18 protein-coding genes are annotated in these 17,435 nt (G+C 44.4%); 10 read left to right on the forward strand and 8 right to left on the reverse strand.

What is annotated here, in order from left to right:
* Positions 1–41: 41 nt before the first annotated feature.
* The gene (locus tag CO230_RS10050; protein WP_122028474.1) at positions 42–749 is read left to right on the forward strand and encodes a DUF421 domain-containing protein; all 708 of its coding nucleotides are present in this window, start codon (positions 42–44) and stop codon (positions 747–749) included.
* Positions 750–818: 69 nt separating this feature from the next.
* On the opposite strand, the gene glyA is transcribed toward CO230_RS10050, so the two are convergent.
* On the reverse strand, positions 819–2,084 hold the full coding sequence (gene glyA, locus CO230_RS10055) for a serine hydroxymethyltransferase (protein ID WP_122028475.1): 1,266 nt from the start codon (positions 2,082–2,084) through the stop codon (positions 819–821).
* A gap of 222 nt (positions 2,085–2,306) precedes the next feature.
* Here glyA and CO230_RS10060 point away from each other — a divergent pair, with 222 nt between their 5' ends.
* Complete coding sequence (locus tag CO230_RS10060) at positions 2,307–2,801, forward strand: Smr/MutS family protein (RefSeq protein ID WP_122028476.1); 495 nt, start codon at positions 2,307–2,309, stop codon at positions 2,799–2,801.
* 6 nt (positions 2,802–2,807) lie between these two features.
* On the opposite strand, the gene CO230_RS10065 is transcribed toward CO230_RS10060, so the two are convergent.
* Positions 2,808–3,134 carry a DUF6370 family protein gene (locus CO230_RS10065; RefSeq protein WP_122028477.1) on the reverse strand — a complete coding sequence of 109 codons (327 nt, stop codon included), beginning with the start codon at positions 3,132–3,134 and terminating at the stop codon, positions 2,808–2,810.
* Positions 3,135–3,238: 104 nt separating this feature from the next.
* On the opposite strand from CO230_RS10065, the gene CO230_RS10070 reads away from it, so the two are divergent.
* Both CO230_RS10070 and CO230_RS10075 read left to right on the forward strand, forming a co-directional pair.
* On the forward strand, positions 3,239–3,961 hold the full coding sequence (locus CO230_RS10070; protein ID WP_122028478.1) for a DUF3822 family protein: 723 nt from the start codon (positions 3,239–3,241) through the stop codon (positions 3,959–3,961).
* Between the two features lie 23 nt (positions 3,962–3,984).
* Complete coding sequence (locus CO230_RS10075; protein ID WP_122028479.1) at positions 3,985–4,575, forward strand: RsmD family RNA methyltransferase; 591 nt, start codon at positions 3,985–3,987, stop codon at positions 4,573–4,575.
* 40 nt (positions 4,576–4,615) lie between these two features.
* On the opposite strand, the gene murI is transcribed toward CO230_RS10075, so the two are convergent.
* The 5 genes from murI to CO230_RS10100 all read right to left on the reverse strand — a co-directional run bounded on the left by murI (position 4,616) and on the right by CO230_RS10100 (position 9,852).
* Positions 4,616–5,446, reverse strand: coding sequence for a glutamate racemase (gene murI / locus CO230_RS10080; RefSeq protein WP_122028480.1), 831 nt, complete (start codon positions 5,444–5,446; stop codon positions 4,616–4,618).
* An 84-nt stretch (positions 5,447–5,530) separates the two neighbouring features.
* Complete coding sequence (gene hemW, locus CO230_RS10085; protein WP_122028481.1) at positions 5,531–6,658, reverse strand: radical SAM family heme chaperone HemW; 1,128 nt, start codon at positions 6,656–6,658, stop codon at positions 5,531–5,533.
* Between the two features lie 39 nt (positions 6,659–6,697).
* Positions 6,698–7,648 (reverse strand): type IX secretion system membrane protein PorP/SprF, encoded by a 951-nt coding sequence (locus tag CO230_RS10090; RefSeq protein ID WP_185140491.1) that lies wholly within the window; start codon positions 7,646–7,648, stop codon positions 6,698–6,700.
* A gap of 47 nt (positions 7,649–7,695) precedes the next feature.
* A complete protein-coding gene (locus CO230_RS10095; protein ID WP_122028482.1) occupies positions 7,696–8,763 on the reverse strand; it encodes an RluA family pseudouridine synthase in 1,068 nt (355 codons plus the stop codon).
* Positions 8,764–8,817: 54 nt separating this feature from the next.
* Positions 8,818–9,852: a PASTA domain-containing protein gene (locus CO230_RS10100; RefSeq protein WP_122028483.1), complete on the reverse strand. Its 1,035-nt coding sequence runs from the start codon at positions 9,850–9,852 to the stop codon at positions 8,818–8,820.
* A gap of 184 nt (positions 9,853–10,036) precedes the next feature.
* On the opposite strand from CO230_RS10100, the gene CO230_RS10105 reads away from it, so the two are divergent.
* The 6 genes from CO230_RS10105 to lnt are packed head-to-tail and all read left to right on the forward strand — an operon-like array spanning position 10,037 to position 15,286.
* Complete coding sequence (locus CO230_RS10105) at positions 10,037–10,894, forward strand: YicC family protein (RefSeq protein ID WP_122028484.1); 858 nt, start codon at positions 10,037–10,039, stop codon at positions 10,892–10,894.
* A 32-nt stretch (positions 10,895–10,926) separates the two neighbouring features.
* A complete protein-coding gene (gmk, locus tag CO230_RS10110; RefSeq protein ID WP_122028485.1) occupies positions 10,927–11,490 on the forward strand; it encodes a guanylate kinase in 564 nt (187 codons plus the stop codon).
* Positions 11,487–12,209, forward strand: a complete 723-nt coding sequence (locus CO230_RS10115; protein WP_122028486.1) for a hypothetical protein — start codon at positions 11,487–11,489, stop codon at positions 12,207–12,209. Before gmk ends, CO230_RS10115 begins: the two co-directional genes overlap by 4 nt.
* Positions 12,206–13,225: a quinolinate synthase NadA gene (nadA, locus tag CO230_RS10120; RefSeq protein ID WP_122028487.1), complete on the forward strand. Its 1,020-nt coding sequence runs from the start codon at positions 12,206–12,208 to the stop codon at positions 13,223–13,225. The genes CO230_RS10115 and nadA overlap by 4 nt, the downstream gene beginning before the upstream one ends.
* Positions 13,226–13,258: 33 nt before the next feature.
* A complete protein-coding gene (folB, locus tag CO230_RS10125; RefSeq protein WP_122028488.1) occupies positions 13,259–13,621 on the forward strand; it encodes a dihydroneopterin aldolase in 363 nt (120 codons plus the stop codon).
* Positions 13,622–13,651: 30 nt separating this feature from the next.
* The gene (lnt, locus tag CO230_RS10130) at positions 13,652–15,286 is read left to right on the forward strand and encodes an apolipoprotein N-acyltransferase (RefSeq protein ID WP_122028489.1); all 1,635 of its coding nucleotides are present in this window, start codon (positions 13,652–13,654) and stop codon (positions 15,284–15,286) included.
* 6 nt (positions 15,287–15,292) lie between these two features.
* Here the strand turns inward: lnt and CO230_RS10135 are convergent, their stop codons facing one another.
* Positions 15,293–17,431, reverse strand: a complete 2,139-nt coding sequence (locus CO230_RS10135; RefSeq protein WP_122028490.1) for a helix-turn-helix domain-containing protein — start codon at positions 17,429–17,431, stop codon at positions 15,293–15,295.
* Between the last annotated feature and the right edge of the window lie 4 nt (positions 17,432–17,435).

The following is a 17,435-nucleotide window of genomic DNA, read 5'->3' on the forward strand; positions in this document are numbered from 1 at the left end:
TTTACTGCTAACCACTGGGAACATTCATCATTAATTTAGCTATGGGTATTCTTGTGTTATTAAATTCTTACTGGCAGGAAATATTATGGGGTGCCGAGGAAACTGATTTTCTTTCGCAGGTAGCGGTACGCACGGTACTGATGTTCCTGATCATCGTCATTGCCCTCAGATTGTTGGGCAAGCGGGGCGTAAAGCAACTTTCGGTCTTCGAGCTTGTGGTGATCATTGGATTGGGCTCTGCCGCGGGCGACCCGATGTTTTACAAAGAAGTAGGAATCGTGTTTTCGCTTCTGGTATTTGTAATCATCATAGGTTTTTATGCCCTTATTACTTTTTGGGTGGCAAAATCTAAAAAATTTGAGGATTTGGTGGAGGGTAAATCGATCTGCCTGATTGAAAAAGGTGTTTTTACGATTGATAATTTTAAGAAAGAAAATCTGGGCAGCGAAGAATTTTTCTCCGAACTTAGGCTTAAAGGAATCTCACAGTTGGGACAGATAGAAACCGCCATCGAAGAAACATCGGGCGAAGTAAGTGTTTTCTATTATCCGCCTGAGGAAACCCGATATGGCTTACCCATCATGCTGAACTCTCTTGATAATCCGCTCACCTATATTGACAAAGCTGCACATTACTCCTGCACCTTCTGTGGTTATACAGAAGAAAAAACATCAGGACCCGCAAGCCCGTGTCCATCTTGCCAAAAAAAACAGTGGGTAAAATCTAGTAATAAAATAAGGATTACCTGAGTAATTTTCTATTAAAATCCCCTGCCACAGGTATTGTAGCAGGGGATTATTTTATTGATCTCTATAAATTTAGTATTGAAAAAGTGGTCTTCTATCCATCAGTTCATTCACTTTTTTCCGCACATCGGCGAGCACATCCTCATTTTTAAGGTTCATTACAACATCGTTTATCAGACCGGCAATGGTTTCCATATCGCTCTCTACAAGGCCGCGGGTAGTAATTGCGGCAGTACCTAAACGAATACCGGAAGTGGTGAATGCCGACTTATCATCAAAAGGCACCATGTTTTTGTTACACGTAATATCCGCTTTTACAAGGGCTTTTTCGGTTTCTTTTCCGTTTACGTTTTTATTGCGCAGGTCAACAAGCATCAGGTGATTATCCGTACCACCGCTTACAATGTCGAATCCGTTGGTGATCATTGCTTTAGCCAGCGCCTTGGCATTGGCCACCACCTGTTTTGCATACGTAGTGAAGCGATCATCAAGTGCTTCGCCGAAGGCCACAGCCTTTGCGGCGATTACATGCTCCAGCGGGCCGCCCTGTATTCCGGGGAACACTGCGCTGTCGAGTACCGCACTCATCATTTTGATGTCGCCTTTCGGGGTTTTGTGCCCGTAAGTATTTTCAAAATCCTGCCCCATCATAATAAGTCCGCCACGCGGTCCGCGCAGGGTTTTATGGGTGGTGGTGGTCACTATATGGCAATGTTCAAACGGTGAACTAAGTAAGCCTTTGGCAATAAGCCCTGCGGGATGAGCGATGTCTGCCCATAAAGTTGCACCAATTTCATCAGCGACTTCACGGAATTTCTTAAAATCGAGATCGCGGGAATAAGCGGAATAACCGGCAATCAGCATCTTAGGTTTCACTTCCAGCGCTTTTTGGCGCATGGCTTCATAATCGATAAGTCCACTTTCGCGGTCTACGCCATAGAAATGCGCTTCGTATTGAATCCCTGAGAAATTAACCGCGGAACCGTGCGTTAGATGCCCGCCCATCGAAAGATCAAGTCCCAGGATTTTGTCGCCCGGTTTCAGCACCGAAAGATACACCGCTGCGTTGGCCTGCGAGCCGGAATGTGGCTGAACATTGGCATAAGCCGCCCCGAAAAGTTGCTTAGCTCTTTCAATTGCCAGCGTTTCTACCTCATCCACTACTTCGCACCCTCCGTAATATCTTCTGCCGGGGTATCCTTCCGCATATTTGTTGGTAAGGACACTTCCCATGGATTTCATTACGCTATCAGAAACAAAATTTTCTGACGCTATTAGTTCTATGCCGTGTGTCTGGCGGAGTCTTTCCTGCTCAATCAGGTCAAATATTGGGTCCATATAAATACGATTTAAAGGGTAATTTAATGTAAATTCTCTCCGAAAAACATCAGGAAATGATTAAAATCTTTTGGGTTTCAGTTTATTCAATGATGATCTTCTGTCTTTCAAACATACGGAATTTTTCACGAAGAAAAAACTGCCCGAAAGCGATCCTCCCTTTCTGGAATATGTGCGTGTGTAATATAATTTTAAGTAATTTCGCCGCAGAAGTTTACACAGATGAAAATTGGCGACACAGTATCGGTAATCGACGACAACCTGAAAGGGATTGTAACTTCCGTACATGATGATGACGCAATCTTTCGGGACGCTTATGGTTTCACCCACCGTTTTCCAAAAGATAAACTGGTGGTCTATAATGCTTCGATTTACGAAAACATCCATACTGTAAGAAAAACCGAACCTGCAAAACCCGCTTCAAAAAAACATCAGCGTAAACATCTGGTGTTGGATCTTCATTTTGAGAACATGGTCACGGATCCCTCGGCATACAATCCCATGGAACGGTTATTTATGCAGAAAGAAAAGCTGGTGGAAACGCTGGAGTTTTGCAGGAAAAACAACCTGAAAAAGCTCGAGATCATACATGGCATCGGCGACGGCGTGCTGCAACGGATGGTACACGACTATCTGGCAAGCCAAGTCGGGCTTGATTTCGATGACCACGATTTCTTCTTCCATCAAAAAGGGAGCGTTTTGGTCTCTTTTAAATAATTTTTATTAAGGTTTCTTTGTATCAAGTGGCAGCAGCCGGAAATAGGTCGCGACAAATACGCCGTTTTGTACAGTGCCGCTAACTTCTGCCTGCCGAACGGTATTACAAAAACCGTGGGTGGCATGCGCATCCCCATGATCGTCGATTTTCGTCCCGTCAACAAAGTAGCTTTTTCCGCCGGTACGTATTGCCAGGTCGCAGCCTTTCTTATCCTTCATCTTGAACTGGCATTGCCCGCAGGAAGCTTCCACAACTTTTTTAACGAACGTTACCTGCTGTGCAGAGAGCGTGATGATACCGAAAAGGAAAAATAATGACAGGAGTTTTCGCATCTTGTTTATTTTAAGTAAAGTTAAACATTTACACAAATCGTCACACAACACACGGCCTGAAAAGGCTGACATTTTTTTAGTAAATTTGCCCACACGTTATCATTATGCAAAAACTTTCGCTGCTTTTTACCAAAGACGGTTTACAGTATCAACTCCTGAAAAACAAAACAGTTACGGAAGAACAGGCAAATTTTGCCGATGAACATTCGCCTGCTGATTTTATTGAAGAAAAACTTCTTAGGGTCTTAAAAAGTGGAAATGCGGGTCACATCTCCGTCATTTCGGCACTGAACCACTTTACGCTGATGCCCATGGGTTTTGCAGAGCATGAACTGGGGTATGACCTTATTGCCCTCAACGCGCCTGTCGTAAAAGAAGAAGAGGAACTGATGCTTTCGGTGAACAAAAAATATGGCGTACAGTTTTATTACACCTTCCCGAAAACGCTTTACCGAACAATAAAGGAACTGAAGATCCCGGCGAATTTCAATTTTTCAGGCGAGAAATTCCTTAACAGCATTACAGCGAAGAACCAAAAGGAAATCCACATCAACCTGTATCATCACCAATGTGAGTTTATTGCGCTCGACCGTAAGAAGCTGGTGCTTTATAATAATCTCGATGTAAATTCAGAGGTTGACTTTTTGTATTTCATCATGTTCACTTTAAGTAAGATTGGTTTTGGCACGCATGAAACGCAGTTTTTAGTCTATGGCGAAACTACCGAGAACGAAACCTTTATTTCAGAACTCCGCAAATTCGTGAAACATCTGAAAATTGTATATGATAACATCCCGAAGCGAAACTTCATGATGGAACAGAAATAACCTTAAAGAACCCGCACCACTATATGTACCGAATTATCTCCGGAAGATGGAAATCCAAACGAATTGCCGCCCCCAAAAACTTTGAGGTCAGGCCTACGACTGATTTTGCGAAAGAAGCACTTTTCAGCATTATCGAAAACCGTTTTAATATCGACATCAGTTCCGGCTCCGTGCTCGACTTATTCGCGGGCATCGGCTCCCTGTCGCTGGAGTTTGCTTCGCGCGGCTGCGAAGACATTACTGCTGTGGAGATGAATCCGCGGCACGCTGCCTTTATCGGCAGTACAGCAGCCATGCTGGATATGGCGCTTCAGGTAAATGTACAGCGCGGTGATGTGTATGATTATCTGAAGAAAAACCGAAACCGGAAAATGTACGATCTGGTGATTGCCGACCCGCCATTTTCTACCGAAGAAAAAAAGTATCAGGAACTTATTTCAATGGTTCTTAATAACCCTTATTTAAAACCACACGGCATCTTTATCCTAGAGCATCAAAGCCGCGTAAAATTTGAACATCCTAACCTGCTGGACACCCGAAAATACGGCAACGTAAGCTTCTCATTCTTTAGAGCCAATGAAGAACAGACTGCTGAAATTACCGAGGAAAATTAAGCACAAAAGCCTTTCACATTATGTGGAAGGCTTTTTTTATCTACAACACCTCTAATTTCAGATCGATGCTGTTTCCGAAGAATTTCTTTGAGATTTTTTCGAAGTTTTTGGTAAGATCCGAAAGGTAAAACTGATAACTGGGCTGCGGGTTTTTACCGTTAAGCAACTGGTTACGGTCTAAGATCATCCTAAGCTGGTTAGCCACAATCCCCGGCGAATCAATCACCCGTACGCGGTTGCCATAATACTGGCGGATTTCATTTATTAGTAACGGATAATGTGTACACCCCAAAATTAACGTCTCTATATTCTTTAATTTATTATTACTCAGGTAATTATAAATGATAGAATGTGTGATTGGATGGTTTTTAAAACCTTCTTCAATGGCCGGCACCAGCAGCGGAGTTGCCAACTCATCTACTTTGATAAATTTATTGTGCTTGCGGATGGTTTTTCGGTAAAGCCCTGAGTTTACCGTGGCTTTTGTAGCGATTACGCCAACATTGTTATGTATTTCATACGCTACTTTCTCCGCGACGGGATTTATGACATCAATGACAGGGACTTTACCTGCCGTTTCTTCCATTACTTCTTTTAAAGCATTTGCCGTGGCCGAGTTACAGGCTATGACGATGGCTTTGCAGTTCTTCTCGAGCAGGAAACGCGTAATTTTGGTGCAGTATCCTATAATGGCTTCGCGGGATTTATCACCATACGGCAGGTGTTTGGTATCGCCGAAATAAATCAGGTTTTCGTTAGGGAGCAGGCGTTTAATTTCCTTCGCCACAGTAAGTCCGCCCACACCGGAATCGAAGATACCTATAGGCTGATCGGGTTTTAAGTGGCTAAAATCCTGCAATGTTTTTTTCAAAGGGCAAAAAATTTAATGCAAAAATAAGCATTATGAAGCGGCAAAAGGCCTAAAAACAATCGGAATTTCGCTACCATACGGTTGCTAATCTACAATAAACAGGTCTGAGGCAATACCATCAGCCAGAAACCAATGTTCGGCAGGGATTTTCAGAAAGCCATTTTCTTCTGTAAGTGTACCTTCCTGTAATTTCTTGTTTATTTCGGGCTGTAACTGCTGTAGGATATGGGTACTGAATTGGTTTTGCAACACAGAAAGCTCTATTCCACGGGTGGTGCGCAGGCCAATCATTAGCAATTCATTTAACCGGTCCTTCTCTGTGAGGATTTCGGTTTCAGAAAGCAATTGGTTATTGCCCAAAGCGTCTATATAACGCCGGTTGTTGGCGATGTTCCAGCTTCTTTGGCGTTCACCGTTGTAGGAATGTGCGGACGGGCCGATTCCCAAATATTCCTTACCCTGCCAGTATGCTGAATTATGGCGTGAATGAAAGCCGGGCTTCCCAAAATTTGAAATCTCATAATGGTCGAAACCCTGGTCTTTCAGGAAAGCCGAAAGATAGTAGAACTCTTCAGTCTGCTCTGTCTCTTTGGGTGGTTTTATTTTTTTCTGGTCAATCCAACTGCTTAATGCTGTCTTGGGCTCTACGGTAAGCGCATACGCTGAAACATGCGGAACCTGCAATGCCACAGTCTTCCGCAGATTTTCTTTCCAAAGCAGCATATCGGAAGTGGGTGATCCGTAAATAAGGTCGATGCTGATGTTCTCAAACCCAAAATCCTGCGCACGTTTGATGGAGCTTTCTGCCTCTGAGGCGTTGTGCGCGCGATTCATTAACTTTAAATCATCATCGAAAAAACTTTGCGTACCAATAGAAAGCCTATTAAATACACTGCCGGAAAGTCCCTTCAGAAAATGGGCGTCGAGATCGTCGGGGTTGGCTTCCAAGGTAACTTCAATATCGGATGAAAATGTAAAGTGTCTTAAGACCTCATCGGTTAAGGATTTCAGCTCATCTGCATTCAACAGAGAGGGAGTCCCACCACCGAAATACAGGGATTTTAAGTTCTTGTCCTTCAGCTCATCTTTGCGTAGTTGTAATTCTTTTTTCAGTGCAGCCAGCATGTCTTCTTTAGCACTTAAAGAAGTAGAGAAGTGGAAGTTACAGTAACTGCATTTCTGTCTGCAGAACGGGATGTGGAGGTAAATCATCAATAGAAACCGTCGCCGATGCCTTGTAATCGCTGAATATTAATATCGGAAGCCCCGCGTATTGATGAAATTCTCTAAATTATAACCAACGCTGAGCATAAAACTGTTGCCGGCAAATTGTTGGATATCCGAAAGGCCGAAATTATAGGTAGCCCCAAAGAAAAAATCATTCACTTTTGCGGTAATGACCGGTGAGATGCCGAGGTTTTGGTTGCCATATTTGTTGTTACCCGTACGGAAACTTGCACCCGCAGAGAAGGAAGCGTCTTCATCTCCGGCGGTAGCCATCAGGTTGAAATCATAAATCTTTGCCGAATTTGTATTTAGGTTCATCATCACCGAAGGGCTTATATAGAATTGCTCACTTAGGTAAAAATTATAGCCTGCGTTAAAGATATACTTGGTAGGTTCAGGCTCGATGCCGTTTACGATCGGGATATCGTTGGTAATGGCAATGTCATTCACCGAAATGCTGCCGAAAAGCCCACGGTAAGTTACGGCCAGCCCTAAATTGGCGTATGCCAAGAAAATACTGTTATTGCCTTCTGCAAGTGTGGGATCACCGGGATCTTGTGGATTTAGTTTAGCCAGATTAATATTCATGTTATAGAGACTAACGGATGTCCCGAAAGAAAACTGGCTGCTGCGCTCACCATCATCATCAATCGGAATAAAATAAGACGCGCCGCCTGTAATCCCATTAGATGACACCGGCCCATTCTGGTCCCTGAAAAAGCTGAGTCCCGCACCTACCCTGTCGAACACATTGGCATGAATACCAATAGACTGCACGTTGGGGGACTGATCGAACTGTGAGAACTGTTTCTGATAGTTAAGATTCAGCACAACATCATCCGTCTTACCATATTGCGCAGGATTGAAGAGGAAATCCCCCTCCATCAAATACTGCTGATAAAAGGGCAGTGTCTCCTGACTTTTATAAAAACCCAGGAAGAGAAATATGAATAATAAGGCGGCTAATTTCCTCATAATGTGATTGAAAAAAGATAAAATATTCTGCAAATATAGCAAACTTTTCACTGTGATTGTGGCGCAAGATAGCTCCGCCATTTTTGCACTGCAGCTTCCATATCCCGCGGCATCGGGCTTTCAAAATACATTTCCTTCTTAGTGGTTGGATGAATAAAACCTAGGGTATGTGCATGCAGGGCCTGTCGGGGCAACACCTCGAATACATTTTTAATGAACTGCCGGTATTTGGGTAAATTCACCCCTTTCAGGATTTGGTCACCCTCATATCTTGAATCATTAAAGAGCGTGTGCCCAATGTGTCGGAAGTGCGCACGGATTTGGTGTGTACGCCCAGTCTCGAGTTTACATTCTACCCAAGTCATATATTTAAATCTTTCAATGACCTTATAATGCGTGACTGCATGTTTGCCTAGGCTGCCGTCTTCAAAGACCGCCATTTGCATCCGGTTTTTCAAGTCGCGACCGATGTTTCCGGTAATCGTGCCGTGGTCATCTGCCATATTCCCCCATACAAATGCCCAATATAATCGTTTGGTCTTTCGGTCGAAGAATTGTTTTGCAAGATAGCTTAGCGCATATTCGGTTTTGGCAATCACCAATAGCCCTGAAGTATCCTTATCAATACGGTGCACAAGGCCTACACGGTCAAGGTCAGATTTTTGTCCGTTTTTTTCGAAATGAAAAGCCAGCGCGTTCACCAATGTACCGTCCCAATTGCCATGGCCGGGATGTACAACCATGCCTGGTGCCTTATCGACCACGATGAGGTCTTCATCTTCATACACAATATCAATCGGGATATCCTGCGGAATAATCACGTTCTCGCGTGGTGGCCTTGCCAGCAATACAGAGATTTGGTCGCCTGGCTTTACGCGATAATTTTGTTTTACCGGTTTGCCATTTACTACTACGTTACCTGCGCGGCAAGCCTGGGAGATTTTGTTGCGTGTGGAGTTCTGGCGGAAGATGTGCAGGAATTTATCAATCCGCAAAAGCTGCTGCTTCGGGTCTACTTTAATGCTGAGATGTTCAAAAAGCTCGGCGGCTTCACTTTCATTTACCTCCTGCCCCAGCAATTCTTCATCTAAAAAATCTTCCTGATCCTCGCTCATGCGTTAAAAAAAAGCTTCAACTTTCTGCTGAAGCTCGGGTATTTAATTGTTTTGTTATTCTACCACTACTTTTTTGGCTTTTGGCTTTTCAGCTGGGGCTGTGGCCGGCGTAGTGGCTTTTGCCGGCGGAGTACCGGTAGTGATTTTGGGCCTATTGTCGGTCGTAGGTTTTGCTTCGGATCTGGCAGGCTCCGGTTTGGGAGTTTCGGCTTTTGGCTGTTCCTGTGGTAATGTTCTCGGCGCAGGTTCAGTGTAAAAAGGCTCTTCGAGACTCGGATCCACTTCTTCGAGTTTTATACGGTATATGGAGTTCAACTGTTTAATCTTCGTTCCCATTTCCGCGGGTGTTTTCTTACTCGACCAAATATCTATCTGCATCCCCTGATCCCGTACATCGTAAGGTGCCGGATCTTGGTAGTACACGATATCAGACTCGTCCTGCTTACCATCTTCGCTTTCTACAAGGCCCACTTCAAAGAGATTCTGCGCGATGATGGCTTTTGCCTGCTGAACGGTAAGCCCTACTAAATTGGGTACATTGATGTTTCTTTTCGGCCCTGCGCCAATCACCAGACCGATGCTAGCAAACCTTGGGAGCAGCGTACCAGGTTTCAGTACAGTACCGTTATAGGTCATGCGCAGCACGGCATCTCTTTGTATGCTTGGTTCATAGATGGTGTCACCAACCTTCAGTCCAACCTGCTCTAATTGCCTGAACGCCAAACCTTTATACCTGTCTAAAACATCAGGGACCGAAACTTTAGCATAAGTCCTGGGATTTACCCTTAGCATAATCGTACGGCCGTCTTTTACGCGGGAACCTGGCGAAGGATATATCTGCAACACCTGAAACGGGCGGTATTTAGGATCGAATTTAAAACTGTCTACTTCATAATCCAGACCAGAATCATCCAGGACTTTAATAGCGTCATGCACCGATTTATTAATGACATTAGGTACTGGGATTTCTTTGCCATGGTTGGTATGAAGCTCTAACCAACGGAAAGTAAGCCAAACAAGTCCTGTAAAAACTGCGGCTGCCAAAAGGATATTTAACAGAACTTTCCAGTGGAAAAGCGATTTAAGCATATTTATTCATCTTTAATAATAGCTTTGCAAATATATAAAATAATCTTTTCGGGCGTTTCGTAAACTTCATCTTTCAGTATTCTGAACATCAGCTCCCTTCAGAGGAATATCTACATACATATATCGCCAGCAGACTTTGAACACAATATCCGAAAACAGTATCTTTGCAGCCTAATATACACTCATGATTTTATCCATGACTGGCTTCGGCAGAAGCGAAGGCGTTTTCGAAGGCAAAAAGATCACCCTCGACCTGAAGTCTCTTAACAGTAAATCCTTCGATCTCAATATCAAAATGCCCGTTCGGTACAAAGAGAAGGAATTTGAAATCCGCAAAATATTGAATGAACGCATTTTGCGTGGTAAAGTAGATTGCTACATCAACCTCGAGACACTGAACGATACCGCTGAAGCCCACATCAACCACGAACTGGTGCGCACCTACATGAACGAACTTAAGAACCTTGCCGCCGACGGCCCCGATTTCGAGTATCTGAAAATGGCGGTCCGTATGCCCGACGTCATTTCTACCAAACAGGAAGAACTGGGTGAAGAAGAATGGCTGTTCCTGCAAAAACTGGTGGACGAGGCGCTTGGTAAATTTGAGGACTTCCGACAGACCGAAGGCCAAATCCTGCACGAGGAACTGAAACGCAACATCCACAACATCGAAACGTATCTTACCATGGTGCAGCCCTACGAAGGTGTGCGGCTGGAGGCGGTGAAAGAGCGCTACCTAAGCACATTAAAGGAGTTTAAGCAGATTGATGAAACAAGATTCTATCAGGAAATGGCTTACTACACCGAAAAACTGGATATTTCTGAAGAAAAAGTACGCCTTACCCAACACCTGAAATACTATACCGAAGTCATGAAAAATGAAAACAACAACGGTAAAAAGCTGGGCTTCATTTCGCAGGAAATCGGGCGCGAAATCAACACCCTGGGCTCCAAAGCTAACCATGCCGAAATACAGAAACTGGTAGTGATGATGAAGGATGACCTCGAAAAAATCAAAGAACAAACCCTAAACGTACTGTAACCCAACAAAAAACTTCAGGAATACCGCGAATCATGAATAAAGTCCTCATCTTCTCAGCACCTTCGGGCAGCGGAAAAACCACTTTGGTAAAATACTGTCTTGAAACCTTTCCGCAACTGCAGTTTTCAGTTTCGTGCACCACAAGGCACCCACGCGGCACCGAACAGGATGGTATCGACTATCATTTTATCAGCCCAGAAGAATTCCGGCAGAAAATCACTGAAAGCGCTTTTGTTGAATATGAAGAGGTGTACACCGATAAATATTACGGCACGCTGAAGTCTGAGGTGGAAAAAATCTGGCAAAGTGGCAAGACCGTCATCTTCGATGTGGATGTAAAGGGTGGCATTTCACTCAAAGAATATTTCGGCACACAGGCGCTTTCTGTCTTCATCATGCCGCCATCTGTAGCAGAGCTCGAGCGCCGACTAATTTCCCGCGCTACCGATGACACCGAAACCATCCGAACCCGTGTTGAAAAAGCCGCCGAAGAAATGGCTTTTTCGCCATCGTTTGATAAAACCATCGTCAACAACGATCTTGATGAAGCTAAAAACGCCATCAAAGCGCTTGTCGAAGGCTTCTTAAATTCATGAAAGTAGCGATTATCGGTTGTGGCTGGCTTGGGGAGCGTCTGGCAAAATATCTGTCGGCGCAAGGTTTTTATACCATCACCACAACGACTTTAGCCGAAAAACTGCCAAGATTGCAGAAAATCTCCTCTGAAGCTCATTTGTTAAGATTTGGGCTTACGGCGGATCTTTCATTTCTTGATGCTATGGATGCTGTTATCTTCAGTATGCCGGCCGCGCGCAACGATTGGCACCACGGCTTTCAGCAACTGAATACAGATTTCCCTAAAAGTATCTTTTTCAGTTCTACAGGCATCTATCCGCAGCAAAGCGGCATATATACAGAAGAATATAAAGACAACCTGCGAAATGATCTGGTACTTTCTGAACAAACCGTGCTCCAGAAATACCCAAAAACCAACATCCTTCGACTCGGCGGCCTGATGGGTGATGGGCGCAATCTGGGTAATTTTTTCAGGAATAGCACTCCGCAGGATCCCGGGAAAGCCGCCAATCACATCCATTATGAAGACATCATACAGGCAGTAGTAAAAATATTGTACGCAGAGGTGCATGCTGAAATCTTCAACCTCGTAGCGCCCGTACATCCTACCCTGGCCGAGATTTTGTCTTTAGACCAGGGCAGCGCAAAGGAACCCCCACGTATTGTCTCGGGCGAAAAGTTTATTCAGAATTTTAATTATACATTTATACATTCAAATCCACAATATTTTAGTAAATGAGTACAGAAACATTAGATAAAGCCAAAGCCAATCTTCCGGTACGCGGATTTCTGAAAATTGATGACCTTGTGATCCCACAAGGCGAAGCGCTGGTACAGGCCATTCTTGATTTAAAGAAAGAAAAAAATGCGGTCATTCTCGCTCATTATTATCAGCTGCCAGCGATACAGGACATTGCTGACTTCCTGGGCGACTCGCTGCAATTGGCAAGGCAGGCAAAGGATACCGATGCCGATATGATTGCGTTCTGTGGTGTACATTTCATGGCTGAAGCGGCTAAGATCCTGAATCCCACTAAAAAAGTTGTATTACCAGATACCCAAGCCGGCTGTTCACTGGCCGATGGTTGCAGTGGCGAAGGCCTGCGTGCCATGCGCGCGCAGCACCCAAATGCACTGGTAGCTACCTATATCAACTGTAATGCCGAGACTAAAGCCGAGAGCGATATCATTGTCACCAGCTCAAACGCTGAAACCATCATAAAAGCGTTGCCGGAAGACCGCCCGATCATCTTCGCGCCAGACAAAAACCTTGGCCGCTACTTATCCAAAACCACTGGCCGCGACATGATCCTATGGGACGGAAGCTGTATCGTACATGAAGCTTTTTCGATGGAGCGCATTGCACGCCAGCTTGCCGAAAACCCCGATGCCAAACTAATCGCGCACCCAGAAAGCGAAGCTGCGGTACTCGACTTGGCACATTTTATAGGCTCTACCTCAGCGCTGCTGAATTATGTAGAAAAAGATGATACACAGAAATTTATTGTAGCCACAGAGGAAGGTATTCTGCACGAAATGAAAAAGCGCGCGCCGCATAAAGAACTGATTCCGGCGCTGGTTTTTGATGAAAGTTGTAACTGCTCGGAGTGTTTTTACATGAAGAGAAACACGCTGGAAAAACTTTACCTGTGTATGAAGTATGAACTCCCGGAAATCATCATAGAAGAAGAATTGCGCCTGAAAGCCCTGAAACCCATCGAAGCGATGCTGGAACTCAGTAAAACCATCAAATAAACCGCTGAAACTTTTTAACCTTAAATACAGCCCATGACTTCCAGGATTATCTTTGAAGATCTAAAAATATACGCATACCACGGGGTTCTGCCAGAAGAAACCATCATCGGGACTTATTATCTCGTCAACCTTGAAATTCATGCAGATTTGTGGAAAGCTACACAAACCGATGATTTGCAGGACACGGTAAACTATGCTGAAATCAACAGCATCATTCATAACGAAATGAAAATCCCGTCGAAACTGATAGAGCATGTTGCCGGCCGAATCATCAAGACTGTTAAAGAAAAGTTCGCCCAAATCAGCTATATTTACGTAAAGATCACCAAAACAAATCCACCGATGGAAGGTGAGATGAAAGGCGTGAGCGCCGTTTTCGAACAGCATTTTAATTAAGATTAAGCGCGTAACATTTAAAAGACCATCATGAGATACCTGATACTTTCCTTACTCTCCGCAGTACTACTCAGCATATCGTGGCCCACCTACGGCATCCCGTTTTTCATATTCTTTGCCCTGGTGCCGCTGCTGATGGCAGAGCATGATATCACAAGATTTTCTGCGATAAAACACAAAGGCTGGGCAGTTTTTGGGCTATCATACCTCACCTTCATGGTGTGGAATATCGTGACTACTGGCTGGCTTTACGGCTCCAAAAACCCCGATGGCAGCCATTCTCTGGCGGCTGTGGTATTGCCTGTGGTGTTCAATTCGCTTTTTTATGCATTGGTATTTCAGTTATATCACTGGTATAAAAAAGCGCAGGGGACGTATTTCGGACTGGTATTTTTTGTCGCTGTGTGGATGTGTTGGGAAAAATTTCATCTCAGTTGGGAACTTACGTGGCCGTGGCTGAATTTAGGAAACGTTTTTGCGGATTATCCGAAACTGATACAGTGGTACGATACCTTAGGCGCTACCGGTGGTTCCTTCTGGATCTTGCTGGTGAATGTCTATATATTTTACACACTGAGGATCTGGCAGGCCGCACGCAAAAGAAAAGCCTTGGTCATCAATGTAAGCATCATTGTCGTGGCAGTGGCGCTTCCGATGCTGATTTCTTTAATGAAATATGAAAACTTTAAACTTCAACCTTCAGGCAGTGTAAACGTACTGATGCTACAGCCTGAACTTGACCCTTATACCGAAAAATACTCGAAAGACAGCCTTACCATCTTAAATGAACTGCTGACTTTAGCAGAACAGCATTCCACCGGGAAAATTGATTATTATCTTGGGCCGGAAACTTCCCTGCCTGGTTATGGCTCCATCTCCGAAGCAGGTTTTGAACAGAGTGTACTGCTGAATTCCGTAAAGAGCTTCCTTACCCGACACCCAGGCGCTGTTTTTGCCACAGGTATTTCCTCGCATCGTTATTATCGGGAAGATGACATAAAACCCGACGCTGCCTATCAACTCTCCGACGGTAGTTTTGTAGAAAGTTACAACGCTGCCGTACAGTTAATCCCGGGACAGAAAACCGAAGTTTATCACAAAGGGAAACTCGTTCCTGGCGTAGAGATCTTCCCATACATTAGCGTCCTTAAACCTGTTTTAGGCAATGCGATGATCGATCTGGGCGGGACAGTAGCTTCATTGGGGATGGATACGGAGCGTAAAACATTCGATAATCCTTATAATAAAGGAAAACTGGCACCTGTGATCTGCTATGAAAGCATCTATGGTGAATTCGTGACCGAATATGTGCAAAAAGGCGCTAATTTCCTTGCCATTATGACCAACGATTCTTGGTGGGGGGTTACACAGGGGCATAAACAACTGATGGCTTACGCCAAACTGCGGGCTATAGAAAACCGCCGCGAAATTGCAAGATCCGCAAACAGCGGGATTTCCGCACATATTGACGCACGTGGTGAAGTGCAGGCCGATACTTTCTATGGTGATAAAACCGCACTGTTCGCAAAGGTCAACCTGTACGAGCACACTACTTTTTACACCCGAAGCGGTGACCTGCTTTCACGCCTGATGGTATTCGTTTTGGGATTCCTTGTTTTTTATACATTGATAAAGAAATTCCAGAACCGGAAGAGAGACGCCTGATGGCATCTAAGACGCTGCGTCGTTTTTATTCTTTTTATATGTAAAATGATTCAGTAAAATCCTGATGTCATAATATTCAAAGGTGGGGGGAAGCGCCTGTTTCCAGTCCGTTAATGTTTCGTGACCGTCGTTTTTCCTGAATTCCTTTTCAAAGGTTCTAATCTTTTCTTTATCAAAGATCCGTGACAAATCCAGCAAACCTTGCTCGGCAAATTTAGCCAGATGACCGAAAATAGTTTCGGGTACCAAACCACGTTCGCGCGCAATTTCAGGGATTGTCTTTCCTTCTTCAAATAACTGAAAAGTGAGGATATGCGAGGGGACTTTGGCTATTTTAGCGCTTACCTGCACATCATTCTCCTTATCGAATAGGGGCGTTTCCAGCAAGCGTATCGTTTTAAGGTCATTCAGATAATCCTGAAGGTCACCTAAAAATACCCGATAATCTTCATTGTACTGTTTAAGCCCTTTCACACCTTTTGTTTCGGCGTAAAAATCCTTCAGCGGCTGGAAAACTTTGGTATTTATTTCAGAAAAGAAAAAATTAACGGCGCCTTTGGCTTTCTGTTCAATCTCTTCCCAAGTATCTGTCCCTTGGATGAATTTCTGTGTTTTCTGGCGGATGATCTTCCCGAACTTATCATATACTTTGGCATAGCTGCTTGCCTGTACTTTTACTGCCTGATACAGGAAATCGGCCTTGTCCTTATCAACCAGTTTCGCGTTTTTGGCGGTGCGGTACCATGTTTCGACCGCATGTTCTATCCAAAGACAATTCAGTCGGCTAATGATTTTATGAATGGAATAATCGTATTTTTCGGCATTCAAAATATCCTCAATACGCTCATTAGCATGGGTTTCTTCTTGAAATTTTGAGACGCGGTGGTCGGCATAGATGACTTCAGGTGTGATCTTGGATTTCAGCACGATTCCCTCTAAAGTCCGGCAGCGCGAAAGTGCCACATATACCTGCCCGGACGCGAATGATTTCCCGGCGTCGATGATGAGCCTGTCAAAGGTAAGTCCCTGCGATTTATGGATGGTGACAGCCCATGCGAGCCTGACCGGATATTGGTTAAAGCTGCCCAATACCTCTTCCTGTATGCTTTTATCTTCATCCAGTGAGTAGCGTTTCTGCTCCCAGGTTTCCTTTTTTAGTTTATAAACCTCATCATCACCGTCAATAAGCACATTGATCTCATTTTCGGCTAACGAAACCACTTCTGCCAGCTTACCATTAAAGTATTTTTTGTCTCCGCTCGCATCATTCCGTATGAACATGATCTGCGCGCCTACTTTCAGTTCGAGGACCTCCTCATTAGGAAACTGGTTTTCATTAAAGCTGCCGATGATGTCTGCCTGATAGAAATGTGATTTACCGGGCAGATCTTTCAGTTTTTTCTGATTGATTTCATCCGCCATGCGGTTATGTGACGTCAGGTAAACATAGGCTTCGTCTTTCGGTTCGAAATCTGGCAGGTATCTTTCGTTCAGCGCATCGAAATCAATATCGTTTATTTCACCGTCCCGGATGTCATTGAGTATTTCAAGGAATTTCTCATCTTTTTGGCGATAAACGGTCGTAAGTTCGAGGGTAATCAGCGGGATTTCCTTCAACGCGTGACTGTCGAAGAAGAATGGTGACGCGTAATACTGTTTCAGTACATGTTCGTCACGCACTACCGGTGGTAACTGATAAAGATCGCCAATCAAAAGAAGTTGCACCCCACCGAACCGCTGCTGGTTCCGGCGTACATGCCGCAATGAAAAATCCATCATATCCAGCACATCGGCACGCAGCATCGATACTTCATCAATAATAATGATTTCTATTTCGCGCAGGAGTTTTAATTTGTCTTTCCGGTATTTGAAATGCGGCATCAAATCCGCAATATTATTGGCAATATTGCTGTCGATACGGTCGGTAGTGGGTAAAAAAGTACGCAATGGCAACCCGAACATGGAGTGTATGGTGACGCCACCAGCATTGATGGCCGCGATCCCGGTTGGTGCGACTACGATGTGTTTTTTCTGTGTGCGCCGTACAAATTCATTCAGGAAGGTGGTTTTACCCGTACCTGCTTTCCCGGTAAGAAATATGCTGCGGCTGGTATGTTCGGCTAAATGGAAAAGCGATTCATTCATCGCC

The organism is Chryseobacterium sp. 6424 (genome assembly GCF_003692615.1).
Lineage (GTDB): Bacteria > Bacteroidota > Bacteroidia > Flavobacteriales > Weeksellaceae > Kaistella.

Coding starts and splice junctions, on each gene's coding strand:
- CO230_RS10050 (WP_122028474.1), top strand. CDS start 42: ATGGGTATTCTTGTGTTATTAAATTCTTACTGGCAGGAAATATTATGG.
- glyA (WP_122028475.1), bottom strand. CDS start 2,084: ATGGACCCAATATTTGACCTGATTGAGCAGGAAAGACTCCGCCAGACA.
- CO230_RS10060 (WP_122028476.1), top strand. CDS start 2,307: ATGAAAATTGGCGACACAGTATCGGTAATCGACGACAACCTGAAAGGG.
- CO230_RS10065 (WP_122028477.1), bottom strand. CDS start 3,134: ATGCGAAAACTCCTGTCATTATTTTTCCTTTTCGGTATCATCACGCTC.
- CO230_RS10070 (WP_122028478.1), top strand. CDS start 3,239: ATGCAAAAACTTTCGCTGCTTTTTACCAAAGACGGTTTACAGTATCAA.
- CO230_RS10075 (WP_122028479.1), top strand. CDS start 3,985: ATGTACCGAATTATCTCCGGAAGATGGAAATCCAAACGAATTGCCGCC.
- hemW (WP_122028481.1), bottom strand. CDS start 6,658: ATGATTTACCTCCACATCCCGTTCTGCAGACAGAAATGCAGTTACTGT.
- CO230_RS10090 (WP_185140491.1), bottom strand. CDS start 7,648: ATGAGGAAATTAGCCGCCTTATTATTCATATTTCTCTTCCTGGGTTTT.
- CO230_RS10095 (WP_122028482.1), bottom strand. CDS start 8,763: ATGAGCGAGGATCAGGAAGATTTTTTAGATGAAGAATTGCTGGGGCAG.
- CO230_RS10100 (WP_122028483.1), bottom strand. CDS start 9,852: ATGCTTAAATCGCTTTTCCACTGGAAAGTTCTGTTAAATATCCTTTTG.
- CO230_RS10105 (WP_122028484.1), top strand. CDS start 10,037: ATGATTTTATCCATGACTGGCTTCGGCAGAAGCGAAGGCGTTTTCGAA.
- gmk (WP_122028485.1), top strand. CDS start 10,927: ATGAATAAAGTCCTCATCTTCTCAGCACCTTCGGGCAGCGGAAAAACC.
- CO230_RS10115 (WP_122028486.1), top strand. CDS start 11,487: ATGAAAGTAGCGATTATCGGTTGTGGCTGGCTTGGGGAGCGTCTGGCA.
- nadA (WP_122028487.1), top strand. CDS start 12,206: ATGAGTACAGAAACATTAGATAAAGCCAAAGCCAATCTTCCGGTACGC.
- folB (WP_122028488.1), top strand. CDS start 13,259: ATGACTTCCAGGATTATCTTTGAAGATCTAAAAATATACGCATACCAC.
- lnt (WP_122028489.1), top strand. CDS start 13,652: ATGAGATACCTGATACTTTCCTTACTCTCCGCAGTACTACTCAGCATA.
- CO230_RS10135 (WP_122028490.1), bottom strand. CDS start 17,431: ATGAATGAATCGCTTTTCCATTTAGCCGAACATACCAGCCGCAGCATA.